Annotated in this window: 17 protein-coding genes; 14 read left to right on the top strand and 3 right to left on the bottom strand. The window is 68.6% G+C overall.

Going from position 1 to position 16,670, the window contains the following annotated elements; genetic code table 11:
• Positions 1–357 carry an MmcQ/YjbR family DNA-binding protein gene (locus tag ACFU5V_RS27060; protein ID WP_276143102.1) on the top strand — a complete coding sequence of 119 codons (357 nt, stop codon included), beginning with the start codon at positions 1–3 and terminating at the stop codon, positions 355–357.
• A gap of 9 nt (positions 358–366) precedes the next feature.
• Here ACFU5V_RS27060 and ACFU5V_RS27055 read toward each other — a convergent pair whose 3' ends face one another.
• Positions 367–1,230 (bottom strand): LysR family transcriptional regulator, encoded by an 864-nt coding sequence (locus tag ACFU5V_RS27055; protein WP_072947984.1) that lies wholly within the window; start codon positions 1,228–1,230, stop codon positions 367–369.
• A gap of 170 nt (positions 1,231–1,400) precedes the next feature.
• On the opposite strand from ACFU5V_RS27055, the gene ACFU5V_RS27050 reads away from it, so the two are divergent.
• The 3 genes from ACFU5V_RS27050 to ACFU5V_RS27040 all read left to right on the top strand — a co-directional run bounded on the left by ACFU5V_RS27050 (position 1,401) and on the right by ACFU5V_RS27040 (position 4,444).
• Positions 1,401–2,252 carry a sugar phosphate isomerase/epimerase family protein gene (locus ACFU5V_RS27050; RefSeq protein WP_378439467.1) on the top strand — a complete coding sequence of 284 codons (852 nt, stop codon included), beginning with the start codon at positions 1,401–1,403 and terminating at the stop codon, positions 2,250–2,252.
• 30 nt (positions 2,253–2,282) lie between these two features.
• The gene (locus tag ACFU5V_RS27045) at positions 2,283–3,053 is read left to right on the top strand and encodes an SDR family NAD(P)-dependent oxidoreductase (protein ID WP_378439465.1); all 771 of its coding nucleotides are present in this window, start codon (positions 2,283–2,285) and stop codon (positions 3,051–3,053) included.
• A gap of 65 nt (positions 3,054–3,118) precedes the next feature.
• Positions 3,119–4,444, top strand: coding sequence for an MFS transporter (locus ACFU5V_RS27040; protein WP_378703017.1), 1,326 nt, complete (start codon positions 3,119–3,121; stop codon positions 4,442–4,444).
• Positions 4,445–4,457: 13 nt separating this feature from the next.
• On the opposite strand, the gene ACFU5V_RS27035 is transcribed toward ACFU5V_RS27040, so the two are convergent.
• On the bottom strand, positions 4,458–5,810 hold the full coding sequence (locus tag ACFU5V_RS27035; protein ID WP_378703016.1) for a TIGR01777 family oxidoreductase: 1,353 nt from the start codon (positions 5,808–5,810) through the stop codon (positions 4,458–4,460).
• A 59-nt stretch (positions 5,811–5,869) separates the two neighbouring features.
• Here ACFU5V_RS27035 and ACFU5V_RS27030 point away from each other — a divergent pair, with 59 nt between their 5' ends.
• Positions 5,870–7,351 (top strand): SDR family oxidoreductase, encoded by a 1,482-nt coding sequence (locus tag ACFU5V_RS27030; RefSeq protein WP_378438405.1) that lies wholly within the window; start codon positions 5,870–5,872, stop codon positions 7,349–7,351.
• Here the strand turns inward: ACFU5V_RS27030 and ACFU5V_RS27025 are convergent.
• Positions 7,330–7,932, bottom strand: coding sequence for a lipocalin family protein (locus ACFU5V_RS27025; RefSeq protein ID WP_378703015.1), 603 nt, complete (start codon positions 7,930–7,932; stop codon positions 7,330–7,332). The two genes, ACFU5V_RS27030 and ACFU5V_RS27025, sit on opposite strands and share 22 nt — an antisense overlap.
• A 207-nt stretch (positions 7,933–8,139) precedes the next feature.
• On the opposite strand from ACFU5V_RS27025, the gene ACFU5V_RS27020 reads away from it, so the two are divergent.
• The 9 genes from ACFU5V_RS27020 (at position 8,140) to ACFU5V_RS26980 (ending at position 16,529) form a co-directional block, all read left to right on the top strand.
• Positions 8,140–8,805, top strand: coding sequence for a fasciclin domain-containing protein (locus ACFU5V_RS27020; protein WP_095862715.1), 666 nt, complete (start codon positions 8,140–8,142; stop codon positions 8,803–8,805).
• Between the two features lie 101 nt (positions 8,806–8,906).
• A complete protein-coding gene (locus ACFU5V_RS27015; protein WP_378703014.1) occupies positions 8,907–9,554 on the top strand; it encodes an alpha/beta fold hydrolase in 648 nt (215 codons plus the stop codon).
• Positions 9,547–10,887, top strand: coding sequence for an NAD(P)/FAD-dependent oxidoreductase (locus ACFU5V_RS27010; RefSeq protein ID WP_378703013.1), 1,341 nt, complete (start codon positions 9,547–9,549; stop codon positions 10,885–10,887). The genes ACFU5V_RS27015 and ACFU5V_RS27010 overlap by 8 nt, the downstream gene beginning before the upstream one ends.
• Positions 10,884–11,624 (top strand): DUF1365 domain-containing protein, encoded by a 741-nt coding sequence (locus ACFU5V_RS27005; protein ID WP_378703012.1) that lies wholly within the window; start codon positions 10,884–10,886, stop codon positions 11,622–11,624. The genes ACFU5V_RS27010 and ACFU5V_RS27005 overlap by 4 nt, the downstream gene beginning before the upstream one ends.
• Positions 11,621–13,024: a class I SAM-dependent methyltransferase gene (locus ACFU5V_RS27000; RefSeq protein ID WP_378703011.1), complete on the top strand. Its 1,404-nt coding sequence runs from the start codon at positions 11,621–11,623 to the stop codon at positions 13,022–13,024. The genes ACFU5V_RS27005 and ACFU5V_RS27000 overlap by 4 nt, the downstream gene beginning before the upstream one ends.
• Positions 13,021–14,325, top strand: a complete 1,305-nt coding sequence (locus tag ACFU5V_RS26995) for a class I SAM-dependent methyltransferase (protein ID WP_378703010.1) — start codon at positions 13,021–13,023, stop codon at positions 14,323–14,325. The genes ACFU5V_RS27000 and ACFU5V_RS26995 overlap by 4 nt, the downstream gene beginning before the upstream one ends.
• Positions 14,322–15,122: a DUF1295 domain-containing protein gene (locus ACFU5V_RS26990; RefSeq protein ID WP_378703009.1), complete on the top strand. Its 801-nt coding sequence runs from the start codon at positions 14,322–14,324 to the stop codon at positions 15,120–15,122. Before ACFU5V_RS26995 ends, ACFU5V_RS26990 begins: the two co-directional genes overlap by 4 nt.
• A 98-nt stretch (positions 15,123–15,220) precedes the next feature.
• Positions 15,221–15,799: a sigma-70 family RNA polymerase sigma factor gene (locus ACFU5V_RS26985; RefSeq protein WP_124393860.1), complete on the top strand. Its 579-nt coding sequence runs from the start codon at positions 15,221–15,223 to the stop codon at positions 15,797–15,799.
• Entirely contained in the window at positions 15,792–16,529 is a 738-nt protein-coding gene (locus ACFU5V_RS26980; RefSeq protein ID WP_378703008.1) for an anti-sigma factor domain-containing protein, read from the top strand. Before ACFU5V_RS26985 ends, ACFU5V_RS26980 begins: the two co-directional genes overlap by 8 nt.
• The last annotated feature ends 141 nt before the right edge of the window (positions 16,530–16,670 follow it).

Genomic DNA, 16,670 nt, shown 5'->3' with positions numbered 1-16,670 from the left:
ATGCCCACCGAACACGACGTGCGCGCGATGATGCTGGCATTGCCGGAGGCGCACGAGGTGGTGATCGCGAACTGGGGCGACCAACCGACGTTCCGGGTGCGCAAGAAGATGTTCGGCCTCGTCGGGTACGGCGCCCCCACCGTCTGCCTCAAGGCGACGAAGGAAACGCAGGCCGCGCTGCTGCAGGAGGATCCCGACGTGTTCCTGGTCGCACCGTTCTTCGGGCGGTGGGGCTGGATCGACGTCGTCCTCGACCGCGTCGACTCCGAAGAACTGGCCGAACTCGTCGAGGAGGCGTGGCGTCTCACCGCCCCGAAACGGGTCGTGGCGGCGTACGACGCGGGGCGGCAGACCTGACAGGGACTTTCAGGACATGATGGCCGTGGTCACGTCGCTGACCACGGCCCTCGTGTGCCGCTGGCAGACCAGCCAGGTCGTCATCGCCAGCGGCAACTCGGTCAACGGGTGCCAGGGCCACCCCGGCATCTGTTTCTGCGCCGTGTACCGGCTCACCAGGACGGCGTCCGCTTTCGCCGCGGCCGCACCGGCGAGCGCGTGCTCGACGAACTGCGCGAACTGCCAGTACGGCCGGATACCGGCCTCCACCGCCGCGCTCATCAACCCGTCCTGCTGGGTGGGGACCTGGTCGCGGCTGTGGACGAGTACCCGCAGCCCGTCGAGGTCGCGCAGCGAACAGGACGCCGCCGACGCCAGGGCGTGACCGGGGCGCACGGCGAGACCGAACGGTTCTTCGCGGAGCTTCCACGAGGAGCAGTCGCTGGGCGGCGCCTGGTGCACCATGCACAGGTCGAGCCGCCCCTCACGAAGCATGCGCAATTGGTTCGTGCTGTTCGCCTCGACGAGTTGCAGCGCGCACCCCGGCACCTCCTCGTCGAGGCGGCCGACCAGGTTCACGAGCCATTCGCTGGAGGTACCGGGCGGGACGCCGATGGTGACGACTTCCCGGATCTTGGTCGCACCCGACACCACCTCCTGCGTCGAGGCCTCGAGCGCCAGCAGCTGCCGCGCGTGCTGGAGGAGGGCATCGCCCGCGGCGGTCGGGGTGGCTCCGCGTGCCGTTCTGTCGAACAGGGACTGCCCCAGCTCCCGTTCCAGCGCCTGCACCTGCCGGCTGAGCGACGGTTGCGAGATCCGCAACCGGTCAGCGGCGCGGTTGAACGATCCTTCCTCGGCTATAGCCAGGAAGTAATGAAGATGGCGAAACTCCACGGTCGGTTTCCTCCATTGCCGTCGTTCGACCAGGATACGACACCGGTTATGCCTTCAGGGCATAGCCGATGTGCTCAACAGGGCTTGGACAAGGGCTGTGATGGCGGTCTCTAATGGAATGCAGTCGAGGACGAACGCCCTCCGAAGCCCCACTCACCCGTAGGAGACCGATGAAGCTCGGGATCTATTCCGCATGCCTGCCGTCCCTGTCCCCGGCCGAAGCGATCGACGCGGCGGCCGGGGCGGGCTACGCAGGCATCGAATGGCGCGTCGCACACGACATCGGCAACTCCGGCACCCCGCACTTCCTCACCAACAATCGCTGCACCGTCGCTCCCGAGCCTCGCGCGGTCTCCGACATCTGCACGCGCACCCGGGCCGCGGAGTTGAAGGTCGTCGCACTCAGCCCGTACGTCGAGTGCGGTGACGTCGCCGGCGTCGAGGACATGATGCGGATCGCCCGGGACAATACGGTTCCGAGCGTCCGGCTACGCGCGCCGTGGATGGACGACAGCGGTTTCCACCGGCTGTTCGCCGACGCACGGGAGTTCTTCGACCACGTCGCGACCCTGGCCGCGCGGTACGACGTGCAGGCCCTGCTCGAGATCCATCAGCGTTCCCTCTGCCCCAGCGTCTCACTCGCCCATCAGCTCATCGGCCACCTGCCACCCGACCGGGTGGGAGTGATCTACGACGTCGGGAATCTGGTGGTGGAAGGGTACGAAGACCACCGCATGGCCCTGCAGATTCTCGGCGACCACCTCGCCCACGTCCACGTGAAGAACGCCCAGTACGTCCGGCCGGCCGGGGGCGGGGTGTGGACCCACCGGTGGTCACCCATGGACGACGGCGTCGCCGACATCCCCCGGGTTCTCGGCCTCCTCGACGAGGCCGGCTACCGCGGGTGGGTGTCCGTCGAAGATTTCAGCGACTCCCGGCCCGTTCACGAGCGGCTGCACTTCAACGCCGAGTTCCTGCGGCAGCACGCCGACTTCGAAACCCCTCTGACGCACTCACTCTGAAACCACCCACCACATATCGACAGGACCATCATGAACGAGCTTCACCGTTTCCCGCTCTCCGTCGTGACGGGAGGCGCAGGCGCCCTCGGCTCGGCGATCAGCCGCCGATTCGCCCGGGGCGGAGACACCGTCATCCTCCTCGACAACAACGCGGAGGCCGTGCAGACCGTCGCCCGGCAACTGTCCGAGGAGACCGGTGCGCAGGTCCACGGCTGGGTGGCCGACATCTCCGACGAGGAATCGATCCGCCTCGCCGTCAAGCGAATCGACGAAGAGTTCGGCCGGCTGGACCGACTGGTCAACAACGCGGCCGTCAACCCGCGGGCACGACTCGGAGACGTCGACGACACCGAATGGGACACTGCGATGGCGGTGAACCTCCGCGGTCCGATGTCGCTGTGCCGCTCCGCCATCCCGATCTGGACGCGCACCGGAACCGGTCGGGTCGTCAACATCACCTCACGCACCTGGTTGAGCGGCGGGCCCACCGCCTACGTCACGTCCAAGGCCGGCGTCGTCGGTCTCACCCGTTCGCTGGCAGTCGAACTCGGACCGCTCGGCGTGACCGCCAATGCCGTCGCCCCCAGCATGGTCGTCACACCGTTCACGAAGGGCGGTCGCACGGACGAGGAGTTCGCTCTCTTCGTCGACAAGCACACCAGGATGTCGCCCCTCGGCCGTCTCGCGACAGCAGACGACATCGTCGACGCCGTCGAATTCCTCGCCTCCGACAAGGCCCGGTTCGTCTCGGGCGAAGTCCTCCACGTCTGTGGCGGAGCCCAACTCGCCGCCGCGCCGTGACCGGCCCCGCCACCACCCCGCCGCCTCACCCATCCCCGGGTGACACAGCCGAAGGACCACTCCCGATGCCCCCTTCTGAACGTCCCCTCGTCGCGGAACCGACACCGCACCCCAGCAAGAAGATGGCCCGCCGGGCCGCACTGGGGAGTTTCCTCGGCAGCGTCGTCGAGTACTACGACTTCTTCGTCTACGGCACCGCCGCCGCCCTGGTGTTCGGCAAGATCTTCTTCCCCAACAGCGATTCCGCCGCAGGCACGCTCGCGTCGCTCGCGACGTTCGGGGCCGCGTACATCGCGCGGCCCGTCGGCGCCCTGCTGTTCGGGCACGCCGGCGACCGGATCGGCCGCAAGAACGTCCTGCTCTTCACACTGCTCCTGATGGGCGCGTCGACGTTCGCCATCGGACTGCTGCCCACCCATGCGACCATCGGCGCCGTTGCCCCGGCCCTCCTCGTCGTGTGCCGGCTGCTGCAGGGAATCTCCGCAGGCGGTGAGCAGGTCGGGGCCAGCCTGCTCACCATGGAACACTCCCCCGAGAAGAGCCGCGGCTTCTACACGAGTTGGCTCCTGAACGGAGCCGCCACCGGTTCGATCCTGGCCACGTTGATCTTCATTCCCGTGGGAGCGCTCCCGGAGGAGCAATTGCTGACCTGGGGATGGCGGATCCCGTTCCTGCTCAGCTTCATCATGGTGTTCATCACCCTGCTCGTGCGGCGCGGAGTGGACGAGTCTCCCGAATTCGTCGAGGCCGAAAAGGACGACGACGTAGCCGAATACCCGGTGACGACCCTCCTCCGCACCCAGCTCCGCGCGACCGTGATCGTCTTCGTCGCCGCGTTCAACACGGTCATCTCGACGATCGTCATCGTCTTCGGCCTGTCCTACGCGACGCAGGAACACGGCGTCGACCGCTCCACGATGCTCTCAGCGATCGCGGCCAGTCAGGTGGTTGCCCTGTTCTTCCATCCGCTGTTCGGATTCATCGCGGACCGTATCGGCCGAAAGGTGGTGTATGCCGGCGGCTGCCTGCTCTGCGCAGTCGGCGTCTACGGATTCCTCGGTGCGATCGCCACCGGCAGCACCGTTCTCATCGTCACCGCGACGGTGGCGCTCAAGGGCGTCGTGTATTCCGCCCCGAACGCGCTGTGGCCGTCGTTCTTCGCCGAGATGTTCACCCCGAACGTGCGATACACCGGCGTCGCGGTGTCCACCCAGTTGAGCTTCCTGCTGACCGGATTCGCACCCACCATCTGCTATGCCCTGATCGGCGGCGACGACAACTGGGTGCTGGCCGCCACGGCGATCGCCGGCATCTGCCTCCTCGCCGCGACGGCAGCGAAGATCTCCACCAAGGCTCCGGTGCACACCCCGCAGGTGCTGACGACCACCTGATCGATGCGCTGCGCTACCCCTCGTCCGTCCTGAACCGGCCGAGCTGGTGGCGCAGCGCCGTGTCGAGATCGGGCCGCCGGAACCGGTGGCCGCGGCCCTCGAGCTTGCCGGGGGCGACCCGCTGATCGGCCAGGGCGAGCTCCCGCGCACCCTGCTCCCCGAGCAGCAGTTTCGGACCGAAATCGGGCACCGGAAGGAAGGCCGGGCGATGCAGCACCGACGCCAGGACTGCGGTGTACTCCTCGTTGCGAACAGGATTCGGCGCCACCGCGTTCACCGGCCCGCTCAACCCCGAATCCACGACGGCACGGTGGTAGACGTCGATCAGATCGTCGATGTCGATCCACGACAGCCACTGCGTTCCGGCGCCCAGGCGACCTCCGAGTCCGACCTCGAACAGCGGCCGCTGCAGTCGCAGCACACCCCCGCTCGGGGACTGGACGATCCCCGTGCGGACCTGCACCACCCGCAGTCCGGCGTCCGCTGCCGGCGTCGCCGCATCCTCCCAGTCCGCGACGACGTCGGCGAGGAAGCCGTCGCCCCGCTCATCCTGCTCGTGCAGCACCGCGTCGCCGCGGTCGGGACCGTAGTACCCGATCGCCGACGCACTGACGAACGTCTTCGGCCCCTGCCCGGACGCAGCCGCCACCTCCGCGAGCCGCCGCGTGGGTTCGATACGACTGTCCCTGATCGCCCGGCGATGACCGTCGGTGAACCGTCCCGCGATGGACGCGCCCGCCAGGTGGATCACCGCGTCGACGCCGTCGAGCAGATCCGCGGCCGGCGCATCCGGGTTCCAGCGCCGCTCGTCTCGTGTGCTGGGGGCGCGGCGCACGAGACGGATCACGCGATGCCCGCCCGTGCTCAGGAACGCGGTCAGGGCGGAGCCGACGAGCCCCGAACTCCCCGTCACCGCGATCGTGAGGGGACCGGGCAGGAGCGTGGACGCCCAGTGATGCCGGGAGATGTCGTCGGCCAGCTGGCGGTGCCGGTACACGAACGTCGACCGGAGGAACTGACCGGGCACGATGGTGTCGACCCGGTCCGTGACCCGGGTCCGGCCCTCGGACACCACGTCGAACGTGTGCGTGTGCCGCCACGGCACCAGCAGACGTAGCGGCAGGGCGGCCGAATAATCGACGAACCGGTGCGGAGGGTCGTACTCCTTCGCGTCGTGCTGCGCGACCCACGTCAGGCCCCCGGGCATGCGCAATTCGGCACGACCCGATTCCAGAGACTCGGATTCCTTCGCGAGGCCGAGCGGCTGCCACGGCGGTGAGAGCCGGGTGAACGCCCCCGCCCTGGTGTGCCAGGCGAACAACTCGTCCCGCGAGGCCTCGACCACACTCGAATGCACGATGCCCATGACCCGACCATAGTCGCGACAGGCCGCGCGGCGGTGACAACGACGGGTAGCGTGTGGGAATGACGCAGTTACGTGTACTGGTCACCGGAGCCACCGGATACATCGGCGGACGCCTCGCTCCCCGGCTCGCGGAAGCCGGCCACCGGGTGCGGGTACTGGTGCGTTCACCGGAGAAACTGACCGACGTTCCGTGGGCGTCCGACGTCGAGATCGCCCGCGGCGACCTCAGTGACCCCGAATCCCTTTCTGCCGCTTTCGCGGACATGGACGTCGTCTATTACCTCGTGCATTCGATGGGCGGGTCGGACGAGTTCGAGAAGGCCGAACGGATCAGCGCGGAGAACGTGGCCGAGGCGGCGCGCACGGCCGGTGTCGGCCGGATCGTCTACCTCGGCGGACTGCATCCCGATTCGGCGGACCTCTCGCCGCACCTGCGGTCGCGAACCGAGGTGGGACGGATACTCGTCGACTCCGGTGTCCCCACAATGGTTCTGCAGGCCGGGGTGGTCATCGGCTCCGGTTCGGCATCGTTCGAGATGATCCGCCACCTCACCAACCGGCTTCCGGTGATGACCACGCCGCGGTGGGTGAACAACAAGATCCAGCCGATCGCGGTCCGCGACGTGCTGCACTACCTCGTCGCCGCCGCCGAGGCGCCGTTGCCGCGCAGTCGCACCTTCGACATCGGCGGCCCCGACGTCCTGCGCTACGGCGAGATGATGCAGACGTACGCCGAGGTCGCCGGGCTGCGTCAGCGTCGCATCCTCGTCCTCCCGGTGCTGACCCCGAAACTCGCCGGTCTGTGGATCGGCCTGGTCACCCCGATCCCCCGCTCACTCGGGCGGGCCCTGATCGAATCGCTCCACAACGACGCCGTCGCCGGCGAGCACGACATCGACGACGTGATCCCGCCGCCGAAGGCCGGCCTGACGACATACCGGGACGCCGTCCGATTGGCGTTGCGGCGCATCGACAACGGCGAGGTGGAAACGACATGGGCCAGTGCGTCCCCGGTCGGCGCCCCCTCCGATCCGTTACCGTCCGACCCCGACTGGGCCGGTGAGGTCGTCTACACCGACGAACGCACCAAGGACTGCGACGCCGACGCCGCCACACTGTGGACCGTCGTCGAGAGCATCGGCGGCGAAAACGGCTGGTACTCGTTCCCACTCGCGTGGTCCGTGCGCGGCTGGCTCGACCGCGTCGTCGGCGGCGTCGGACTCACGCGGGGACGCCGGAACCCGAAGCAGCTCAACACCGGTGACCCCCTCGACTTCTGGCGGGTCGAACGCATCGACCGGGGGACGCTGCTCCGGCTGCGCGCCGAGATGCGGGCACCGGGCGGGGCGTGGCTCGAATGGACCGTCCACAGTGTGGACCCCGACCGGTCCCGGCTCGATCAGCGCGCCATCTTCTTCCCGAAAGGTCTCGCCGGGCGGCTGTACTGGTATTCCATCCTGCCGTTCCACGGAATCATCTTCAAAGGCATGATGGAGAACATCACCGGGTCGGCGGCCCGTCAGACCGTGCAGAGCGGCTGAATCCCCTCTCTGCCACCTGTGGTCGGGGACGTCAGCAACAGGCACGAGTTGTAGCCCCGCGATTCCACCACCTGCCGGATCTGTTTCCACCCCGCGTCGTCGACCGCCGGAGTGCGGGAGAGCACGAAACCCGACACCCGTGCCGGGTCACCGACCAGCGCCCACGAATAGTCGTCGGCGATGTAGGTGACCACGTAATTGGTGGGACCGTCCGCCGCACCCTGGAACGGCACGTCCGGGAAACTCACGTGGAGCTGCGCATTGGTCACCGGATCGTTGACACGCGCGTTGCCCAGGATCCCGTTCGTTCCACCCGCCCACGTGGTGCACCGGTTGGCGACGCTGACGTTCGACGGGTCGATTGCTCCGTACGTCGCTCGCGTGTCCCGCGCGCAGTCGAGGTTGAACGGCTGTGGCACAGCGGCCAACTGATACCACGTGCCCAGGTACCTCTGGACGTCGAGGGACGGAACCGGGGCGAGCGCACCCGGTTGAGCGTGTGCGGGGCCGGCCGCCAGCAGCACAGCCGCGGCGGCGGCCGACAGTGCCGCGGCGATCCCACGGACCTTCGACGATGTCATCTCGAATCCTTTCCACATCATGCGGTCGACGAAAACGGGCAGCCGAAACAGAGGGCCGGCGCAGCACCCTCTCTCGGGGTATTCGATGCCCATTCCGGATCGGATGGGTGGCTGCGAGAGAACTTTCGACCCATCCGCTCCCAAGACCGCTCCGAATGCCTGTCGATGGTGCGCCCCCGCACCCACACCGGAGAGAGGCAATTTCTGATGAAGATCACCACACGAGTCCTGGCAGTCGCCGCGAGCACGTCCCTGGTCCTGCTGGGCGCGGCGTGTTCGTCGGACGACAGCGGCTCGTCCAGCAGCGGCTCCGCTTCGGAGGCGATGACGTCCGAGTCGATGTCGTCCGGTTCGATGACCTCGTCCGCGATGGCCGATCCCGCCGCCAACCTGGTCGGCCCGGGCTGCGCCGAGTACGCGAAGACGGTGCCGGACGGCGCCGGTTCGGTCAGCGGCATGGCGCAGGATCCGGTCGCGACGGCCGCGTCCAACAACCCCCTGCTCACCACGCTCACCGCCGCGGTGTCCGGTCAGCTCAACCCGCAGGTCAACCTCGTCGACACGCTGAACAGCGGGCAGTTCACGGTCTTCGCGCCGGTGGATGCCGCGTTCGCGAAGGTCGACCCGGCCACGATCGAGACCCTCAAGACCGACCCGGCCCTGCTCACCAAGGTTCTGACGTACCACGTGGTCCCCGGCCAGATCGCGCCGAGTGACATCGCCGGCGAGCACACGACCGTCGAGGGTGGCACGGTCACCGTCACCGGTTCGGGTGACGACCTGAAGGTCAACGACGCAGGCGTCATCTGCGGCGGCGTCCAGACCGCCAACGCCACGGTGTACCTGGTCGACTCCGTCCTGATGCCCCAGTAGCCCCCCATGTGAGTGGGAAAGCGTGGTCCGGCACGCTTTCCCACTCACGTGCGGGTGTGGGGTCCGCCCATCCGATGGACAGTCAGCTCCGAATGATTGATATGGAGAGAGGCTCACCCACCGCCCCGGCGTACGTGCTCGTGCTGCCCGGCGGAAAACCACGCAGTCAGGACCCGTCACGCTGCTGGCACCTGTCGAATCTGCGCATGATCTGGTTGGCCCGGTCCCTGAGGTCGACGCTCGGACCCCACGGCATCGCCGTGCAGCGGCTGCAGTACCGGGTCCGCGGATGGAACGCCCCCGAGGCCAGCCCGGTGCACGACGCCCGGATGGCCCTCGAGCGGGCCCGACTGCGGTTCGGGGACGTCCCCGTCGCCGTCGTCGGGCATTCGATGGGCGGCCGCGTCGCCGCACACCTCGCCGACCTCGACAATGTCCGGGCGATCGCCGCCCTCGCACCCTGGTGGCCCGAATCCGACGCCGATCTCGTGCCCGCCGACCGCAGCCTGATGGTCGCGCACGGAACCGCCGACCGCTGGACGGACCCCGTCGCCTCCCGGGTCCAGACCGAACAGGCGCTGGCGCGCGGCGTGAATGCCTCCTGGCATCCGCTCTCCGGAGCCGGCCACTTCATGCTCACCCGGCCGTGGTGGTGGCATCGCATCACCGCCGATTTCGTTCTCGACGCCTTCGCCGCCGAGGGTGTCGTCGCCGCACCGACAGACCGGAAAGCAGGTCGCCATGCATGATCCGGAGAAGCTCGGACGCAGGAACGTCGCCGTGATCGGCAGCGGCGTCGCGGGGTTGACCGCCGCCTACGTTCTGTCCCGCCACGACCGCGTCACCCTCTACGAGTCCGACGCCCGCCTCGGCGGCCACGCCCACACCCACCACCTGACGCTGGACTCGGGTGTGGACGTGGACGTCGACACCGGCTTCATCGTGCACAACGACCGCACCTACCCCACCCTGTTGCGCCTGTTCGCCGAACTCGACGTGGCCACGCAGGATTCCGACATGTCGATGTCTATCCGATCCGACGTGAACGGGCTCGAGTACGCGGGTGCGAAGGGCGTCCGCGGACTGTTCCCGACCGCGCGCAACCTGGCCCGGCCACGGTACTGGCGCATGCTCGGCGAGGTCCTCCGGTTCCACCGCCGTGCCCGGACCGTGCTCGACACCCCGGCCGGCGAGTCCGGCGCGCAGGAACCGCTGGGCGAGTTCCTGGCCCGCAACGGTTTCAGCCCGTACTTCGTCGAGCACTTCATGACCCCCCTCGTCGCTGCCGTGTGGTCGTGCGATCCCGCGACCGCCGCGCACTACCCGGCCCGCTACCTGTTCACTTTCCTCGACCACCACGGAATGCTCACCGTCTTCGGCTCACCCACCTGGCGCACCGTGACCGGCGGGTCCGCCCGCTACGTCGCGAAGGTGGCGGCACACGTCGACGAGATTCTGCTCGACACCCCCGTGCAGCAGGTGGAGCGCACCCCGGACGGCGGCACGTGCGTCGTCGACCGCCGCGGCGACGTCCGGTATTTCGACGCCGTGGTGGTCGCCGTGCACCCACGTCACGCGCTCGCCATGCTCGGCGACGCCTCCGATCTCGAGGCGGAGGTCCTGGGCGCCATGCCGTATTCGGTGAACCACGCGCAGTTGCACACCGACGTGTCGCTGCTGCCGCGCGCCGAGCACGCCCGGGCCTCCTGGAACTACCTGACTCCCGCCGACGGCACGGACGCGGCGGGTGTCGTCGTCACCTACGACATGACCCGGCTCATGCGCCTCGACACGGTGCGCGACCGGCGGTTCCTCGTGACGCTCGGCGGCAAGCACCTCGTCGACCCGTCGATGGTCGTCGCGGAGATGACGTACGAACATCCCGTCTACACCCCCGAATCCGTCGCGGCGCAGTCGCGGTTGCACGAACTCGGCTCCGGCACGTTCGCTTTCGCCGGCGCCTACCACGGCTGGGGGTTCCACGAGGACGGGGCGCTCTCGGGACTGCGCGCCGCCGAACGCATCGGCCGCTCGTGGGATGCGCAGACGGCACGACCCCACGAACGGGAGACGGTGTCGTGACCGCGCCGGCAATCTACTCGACGAGGATCCGGCACACGCGCATCGAACCGGTCCGCAACAGCTTCGACTACACGAGCTACAGCTGGTACGTCGACCTGGACGCCCTTCCTCGCCTCCCGCGGTGGCTCGGACCGTTCGCCCGCTTCCGCGCCGAGGACCACCTCGAACCGGATCCGGCCGCCGCCACGGACACTCTGCGCAGCAGGGTGGATGCGTTCCTCGCCGGACAGGGAGTCGACCTCTGCCGGGGCCGGGTGACGGCCCTTCTCAACGCGCGGGTGCTCGGCTACGTGTTCAACCCGCTCAGCGTGTACTGGTGCCACGACGCCGACGGCAGCCTGAGATGCGTGATCGCCGAGGTGCACAACACGTACGGTCAGCGGCACAGCTACCTGATCCGGCCCGACGGCGACGACCGCGCCGAGGTGGACAAGCAGTTCTACGTCTCACCGTTCAACGACGTGAGCGGTCGTTACACCATGCGGCTCCCCGAACCCGGTGACGCCCTCTCCCTGAACGTGGTTCTCCACCGCGACGGGCACGGACCGTTCACCGCGACGGTGCGGGGGACGCGGCAACCGGCCACGAGCCGGACGGTTCTGAGTACTCAACTGCGCACTCCCCTGGCACCTCTCGTGGTGTCGGCTCGTATCCGCATCCAGGGAATCACGTTGTGGGCCCGTGGACTTCCCGTCATGGCCCGGCCCGACGGCCGTCAGAAGGAGACAGTTCAGTGAGAAGGAACAAGGACACCGACACGGACGGGTCGCCAGCCGTGAGCACGGCCGGTGAGGGTTTCGTCGACGAGGAGTTCACCGGCGAGGACCCGCGGATCGACAACCGGATCTGGCCCGGGCTGGCCGACGTGCCGACCGGTGTGCGCGCCGCGGCGTCGGCGAAGGTCGCCGACCGCCTGTTCCGCCGCGCGGCCGTCGACCTCGACGTCCGCATCGAGTATCCCGACGGCACCCTGGTGGGGGCACGCCGGGAGCGAGAGATCCTTCCCCGCATGATCATCCGCAATCCCGACGCATTCGCCCGGCGGGTCGGGACGAGCGGCCTGATCGGATTCGGCGAGTCCTACATGGCCGGCGACTGGACGTCACCGGATCTCGCCGCGGTGCTCAGCGTGTTCGCCTCCCGGATGGCGACGCTCATTCCTCGCCCACTGCAACGGTTGCGCGCACTGTACGTCGCCAAACACCCAGCGCAGGAACGTAACACCGAGCAGAACACCCGGTCCAACATCTCCCGGCACTACGACCTGTCCAACGAGATGTTCGAGACGTTCCTCGACGAGACGCTGACGTACTCGAGCGCGCTGTTCTTGTCGACGCCGACGCGTGTGGGGCAGGTCCGGGACGTGACCGTCCTGCGGGCCCCCGTCCCGCAGGTCACCCCGAAGTGGGACGACTTCGCGGACGCGCAGCGCCGCAAGATCGATCGGCTGCTCGACGAGGCCGGTGTCGGCGCGGGCACCCGGTTGCTCGAGATCGGGACCGGCTGGGGAGAGTTGTGCATCCGGGCGGCGGAACGCGGCGCCGTGGTCCGCTCCGTGACGCTGTCCAGCGAGCAGCAGAGCCTGGCCCGCCTGCGCGTCGCCGAGGCCGGGCACTCGGACGCCGTGCAGATCGATCTGCTCGACTACCGCAACGTCGACGGCGACTACGACGCCATCGTGTCCGTCGAGATGATCGAAGCCGTCGGGCACCAGTACTGGGCCACCTACTTCCGGGTGCTCGACAAGCTCCTCGCGCCGGGCGGAAGGGTTGCGCTGCAGGCGATTACCATGCCGCACGATCGGATGCTGCAGACCCGCAACACGTACACCTGGGTGCACAAGTACATCTTCCCGGGCGGGTTCCTCCCGTCGACCGAGGCGATCGAGTCCGTCACCGCCGAACACACCGGGCTGCGGGTGCGGGAACGCCTGAGCATGGGACAGCACTACGCGGAGACGCTGCGGCTGTGGAAGGAGCGGTTCGCCGCGCACAGCACGCAGGCGGAGGCACTCGGATTCGACGAGACATTCCGCCGGATGTGGCATTTCTACCTCTGCTACTCGGAGGCCGGGTTCCGCTCCGGCTACATCGACGTCCAGCAGCTCGTCCTCGACAAGACGGGAGCACGACCGTGACCGTGGCCGCCGAACTCGACAGGGCGTTGCGTCCGCTCGTCCGCGGCGAACTGCCCGTGCACCTGACCGCGTGGGACGGCAGCACCGCCGGCCCGGCGACGGCGCCGAAGGTGGTGCTGCGCAGTCCCGACGCCCTGCGCCGATTGCTGTGGAACCCCGACGAACTCGGAGCGGCGCAGGCCTACGTGACGGGTGAGATCGACGTCGAAGGCGACCTGGGCGAGGCCCTCGCGCACGTGTGGGCGGTGGCCCGCGAGCGCGGGCTGAGCGGAGTGCGGCCGAGCCCGTCGACGATCGCGAAGGTGCTGCGCGTCGCCGCGAAACTGGGCGTCGTGGGCGGACCCCTCCCCGCACCCGCCACGCAGGCGAACATCCGCGGCCGGCTGCACAGCTTGCTGCGCGACCGCGCCGCCATCAGCCACCACTACGACCTCTCCAACGATTTCTACTCGCTGATCCTGGACCCGCAGATGGCCTACTCCTGCGCGTACTTCACCCGGAACGCACCGGGCGCGCCGCAGGATCCGGACTACCGGCTCGAGGACGCGCAGCGGGACAAGCTGGACCTGGTGTGCCGCAAGATCGGGCTCGAACCCGGCATGCGGTTGCTCGACGTCGGCTGCGGATGGGGGTCGCTGAGCCTGCACGCCGCATCCGCGTACGGCGCCCGGGTCGTCGGGGTCACCATCTCCCGGGAGCAGAAGGCGTTCATCGACGCGCGGATCGCCGAACGCGGGTTGCAGGACCGCGTCGAGATCCGTCTGCAGGACTACCGGGAGGTTCCCGACGGGCCGTTCGACGCCGTCGCCTCCCTCGAAATGGGTGAGCACGTGGGCGAGAAGAACTACGCCCGGTACGCGCAGGCCCTCTACGACAACGCGAAGCCCGGTGCGCGGGTGCTGATCCAGCAGATGTCGCGCACCGGACGCCATCCCGGCGGCGGCCCGTTCATCGAGTCGTTCATAGCTCCCGACATGACCATGCGTCCGGTCGGCGAGAGCGTCGCGTACCTCGAACGAGCCGGGCTCGAGGTGCGCGACGTGCATGGCCTTCGCGAGCACTACGTCTGGACCGTCGACGCGTGGCTGGAGCAGTTCGAGTCCCGCTGGGACGACGTCGTCGCAATGGTCGGGCTGGAGATGGCCCGGGTGTGGCGGCTGTACCTCGTCGGCGGCGGGATGAGCTTCGCGCAGGGCCGCATGGGCGTCGATCAGATCCTGGCCGTCAGGCCGACCGCGGCGGGCCAGTCGCTGATGCCGGCCGTCCGGGTCGACGTCACAGGTTCCGGCGTACTCCGATGAACGGCTTCGACTGGTCGGATTTCGGCGCCGTCACCGCGGCGAGCCTGCTCGTGCTCGCCGTCCTGCAGGCCGCGACGTTTCTCGTCGGCCGCCGGATCGGACGCTACAACGTCGTCGACGTGACGTGGGGCCTCGGCTTCGTGCTGGTCGCGTTCGTGGCCGCCGTCCTCGGCGACGGCGACGCGCTGCGCCGGTGGCTGGTGGTGGTGCTCGTCGCGGTGTGGGGTCTGCGGCTGACCTGGCACATGTACACGAAGTCCGCCGGGAAGGGCGAGGACCCGCGATACGAGGAGATGCTCGACCGGGCCGGCGGCGACTCGCCGGGCGTCGTCATCAGGAAGATCTTCCTCACCCAGGGATTCGCGCAGTGGTTCGTCTCGCTGCCGCTCCAGGTGTCGGCCGTGCTCGGTCCGGCATCGGGAGCCGGCGCGGCGGCGGTGGTGCTCGGTGTCCTCCTGTGGGCGACCGGCGTCGTGTTCGAATCGGTGGGCGACCACCAGCTGAAGACGTTCAAGGCCGACCCGTCGAACAAGGGCGAGATCATGGACGTCGGCCTGTGGGCGTGGACGCGGCACCCGAACTACTTCGGCGACTCCTGCGTGTGGTGGGGGCTGTGGCTGATCGCGGCGAGCGTGTGGCCCGGCGCCGTCACCGTGCTGTCACCCGTGGTCATGACGTATTTCCTGGTGTTCGCGACGGGGGCGAGACTGCTCGAGAAGTCGATGTCGCAGCGTCCCGGCTACCCCCAATACCAGCAGCGAACCAGTTACTTCCTTCCCCTGCCGCCGAAGCGGTGAGCACCGTGCCGGCATCGCTCACCCCTCCCCGGGTCCTGTCCTGGTCACACCGGCCGCAGCCTGCTATTAGGCTGTGGATCGATGAACGGAATGGGCCGATGACCGGCGTCGACAGGGACACGGAGAACGTGACGCTGACGGCGTTGCTGGCGCGTATCTCGCGCGGTGAGCGGGATGCGTTCAGCGACTTCTACGAACGCACCAGCGCGCGCGTGTACGGCATGGTGCTTCGGGTGCTGCGCGATCCCGGATACAGCGAGGAAACCACGCAGGAGGTGTACCTGCAGGTCTGGAACAACGCGGCGAAATTCGATCCGAAGCAGGGGTCGCCGCTGTCGTGGCTGATCACCCTCGCCCACCGCCGCGCCGTCGACCGGGTGCGGTCCGAGCAGTCCGGATCCGAACGCGAAGCCGCCTACGGCGCCTCGAGTTGGTACGGACCGTTCGACGCGGTGTCGGAGGAAGTCACCCGGCGGGGCGACACCAGCGACGTCGTCGACTGCCTCGGCACGCTCACCGAAGTCCAGCAGCGGACCGTGGTCCTCGCGTATTACGGGGGGCTGACCTACCGGGAAGTGTCGGAGCGGCTGTCCGTGGCGCTTCCCACGGTGAAATCACGCATTCGCGACGGATTGATCAGGCTCAAGCAATGTCTGGGGGTGCAGTTCGATGGATGAGTCCCAGCACGACATCCTCGACCTCGCTCAGGTGTATGCACTCGACGCCGTCGACGATCAGCAGCGCCTCGAGATCGACACCGCGATCCAGAGCGCACCGCCCCACGTTCGCCTCGAGTTCGACAACGCGGTGCGCGGGGTGCAGGAGACGATGGCCGCCCAGTCCGCGTCCACCGCGGTCGAACCGCCCGATTACCTGCTCGGACGCATCCTCGACGCCCTGCCCGGCACCGCCTCGGCGCCCGCTCCGGTGGCGCTGGACGAGGTTCGTGCGCGCCGGCGCAGGCGTCTCCTCGGCGCTCTGGGTGCGGCGGCCGCGGTGGTCGTGCTCGCCGTCGGTGGCATCACCGTCGCCCAGCAGTTGCAGAGCGACGAAACCCAACCCGTTCCCGCGCAGATCCTCGCGGCCGACGACGTCCGGACGGCGGCAGCGCCGATCGCCGGTGGCGGTTCGGCCACCGTCGTGTATTCCAAGGACGTCGACGCCGGACTGCTGGTCATGAACGACGTCCCACCGCCCGAGCCCGGTTCGGTCTACCAGATGTGGCTGCTCGGGCCGTCGCACGAACCGGTGTCCGCCGGGATCATGGAGGCCGACGACGTGTCACCGTCGACGACCGCGGTCGTGAACGACATCGACCAGTCCACGGCACTCGGGTTCAGTGTGGAACCGCCCGGCGGTTCCACCCAGCCCACCGGCGACATCTTCGCGACGGTGAACCTCACCTGACACGTGAGTGGCAAAGCGTGTGGGGGGGCACGCTTTGCCACTCACCTGGGGGACGGGTCAGGCGTTGGCGGCTTTGTATTCGCGGCGGCGGCGGTGCAGGATCGGCTCGGTGTAGCCGGAGGGCTGCTTCGTGCCGTCGAG

This window comes from Rhodococcus sp. NPDC057529 (genome assembly GCF_042802055.1).
Taxonomy (GTDB): domain Bacteria; phylum Actinomycetota; class Actinomycetes; order Mycobacteriales; family Mycobacteriaceae; genus Rhodococcus_F.
This window is presented reverse-complemented; position numbering and strand designations above follow the sequence as displayed.

What these genes read in the sequence shown, in the direction of transcription:
- ACFU5V_RS27030 (WP_378438405.1), top strand. Translation starts at nt 5,870, where the DNA reads ATGACGCAGTTACGTGTACTGGTCACCGGAGCCACCGGATACATCGGC.
- ACFU5V_RS27045 (WP_378439465.1), top strand. Translation starts at nt 2,283, where the DNA reads ATGAACGAGCTTCACCGTTTCCCGCTCTCCGTCGTGACGGGAGGCGCA.
- ACFU5V_RS26985 (WP_124393860.1), top strand. Translation starts at nt 15,221, where the DNA reads ATGACCGGCGTCGACAGGGACACGGAGAACGTGACGCTGACGGCGTTG.
- ACFU5V_RS27025 (WP_378703015.1), bottom strand. Translation starts at nt 7,932, where the DNA reads ATGACATCGTCGAAGGTCCGTGGGATCGCCGCGGCACTGTCGGCCGCC.
- ACFU5V_RS27020 (WP_095862715.1), top strand. Translation starts at nt 8,140, where the DNA reads ATGAAGATCACCACACGAGTCCTGGCAGTCGCCGCGAGCACGTCCCTG.
- ACFU5V_RS27040 (WP_378703017.1), top strand. Translation starts at nt 3,119, where the DNA reads ATGCCCCCTTCTGAACGTCCCCTCGTCGCGGAACCGACACCGCACCCC.
- ACFU5V_RS27050 (WP_378439467.1), top strand. Translation starts at nt 1,401, where the DNA reads ATGAAGCTCGGGATCTATTCCGCATGCCTGCCGTCCCTGTCCCCGGCC.
- ACFU5V_RS27015 (WP_378703014.1), top strand. Translation starts at nt 8,907, where the DNA reads ATGGAGAGAGGCTCACCCACCGCCCCGGCGTACGTGCTCGTGCTGCCC.
- ACFU5V_RS27060 (WP_276143102.1), top strand. Translation starts at nt 1, where the DNA reads ATGCCCACCGAACACGACGTGCGCGCGATGATGCTGGCATTGCCGGAG.
- ACFU5V_RS27010 (WP_378703013.1), top strand. Translation starts at nt 9,547, where the DNA reads ATGCATGATCCGGAGAAGCTCGGACGCAGGAACGTCGCCGTGATCGGC.
- ACFU5V_RS27035 (WP_378703016.1), bottom strand. Translation starts at nt 5,810, where the DNA reads ATGGGCATCGTGCATTCGAGTGTGGTCGAGGCCTCGCGGGACGAGTTG.
- ACFU5V_RS26990 (WP_378703009.1), top strand. Translation starts at nt 14,322, where the DNA reads ATGAACGGCTTCGACTGGTCGGATTTCGGCGCCGTCACCGCGGCGAGC.
- ACFU5V_RS26980 (WP_378703008.1), top strand. Translation starts at nt 15,792, where the DNA reads ATGGATGAGTCCCAGCACGACATCCTCGACCTCGCTCAGGTGTATGCA.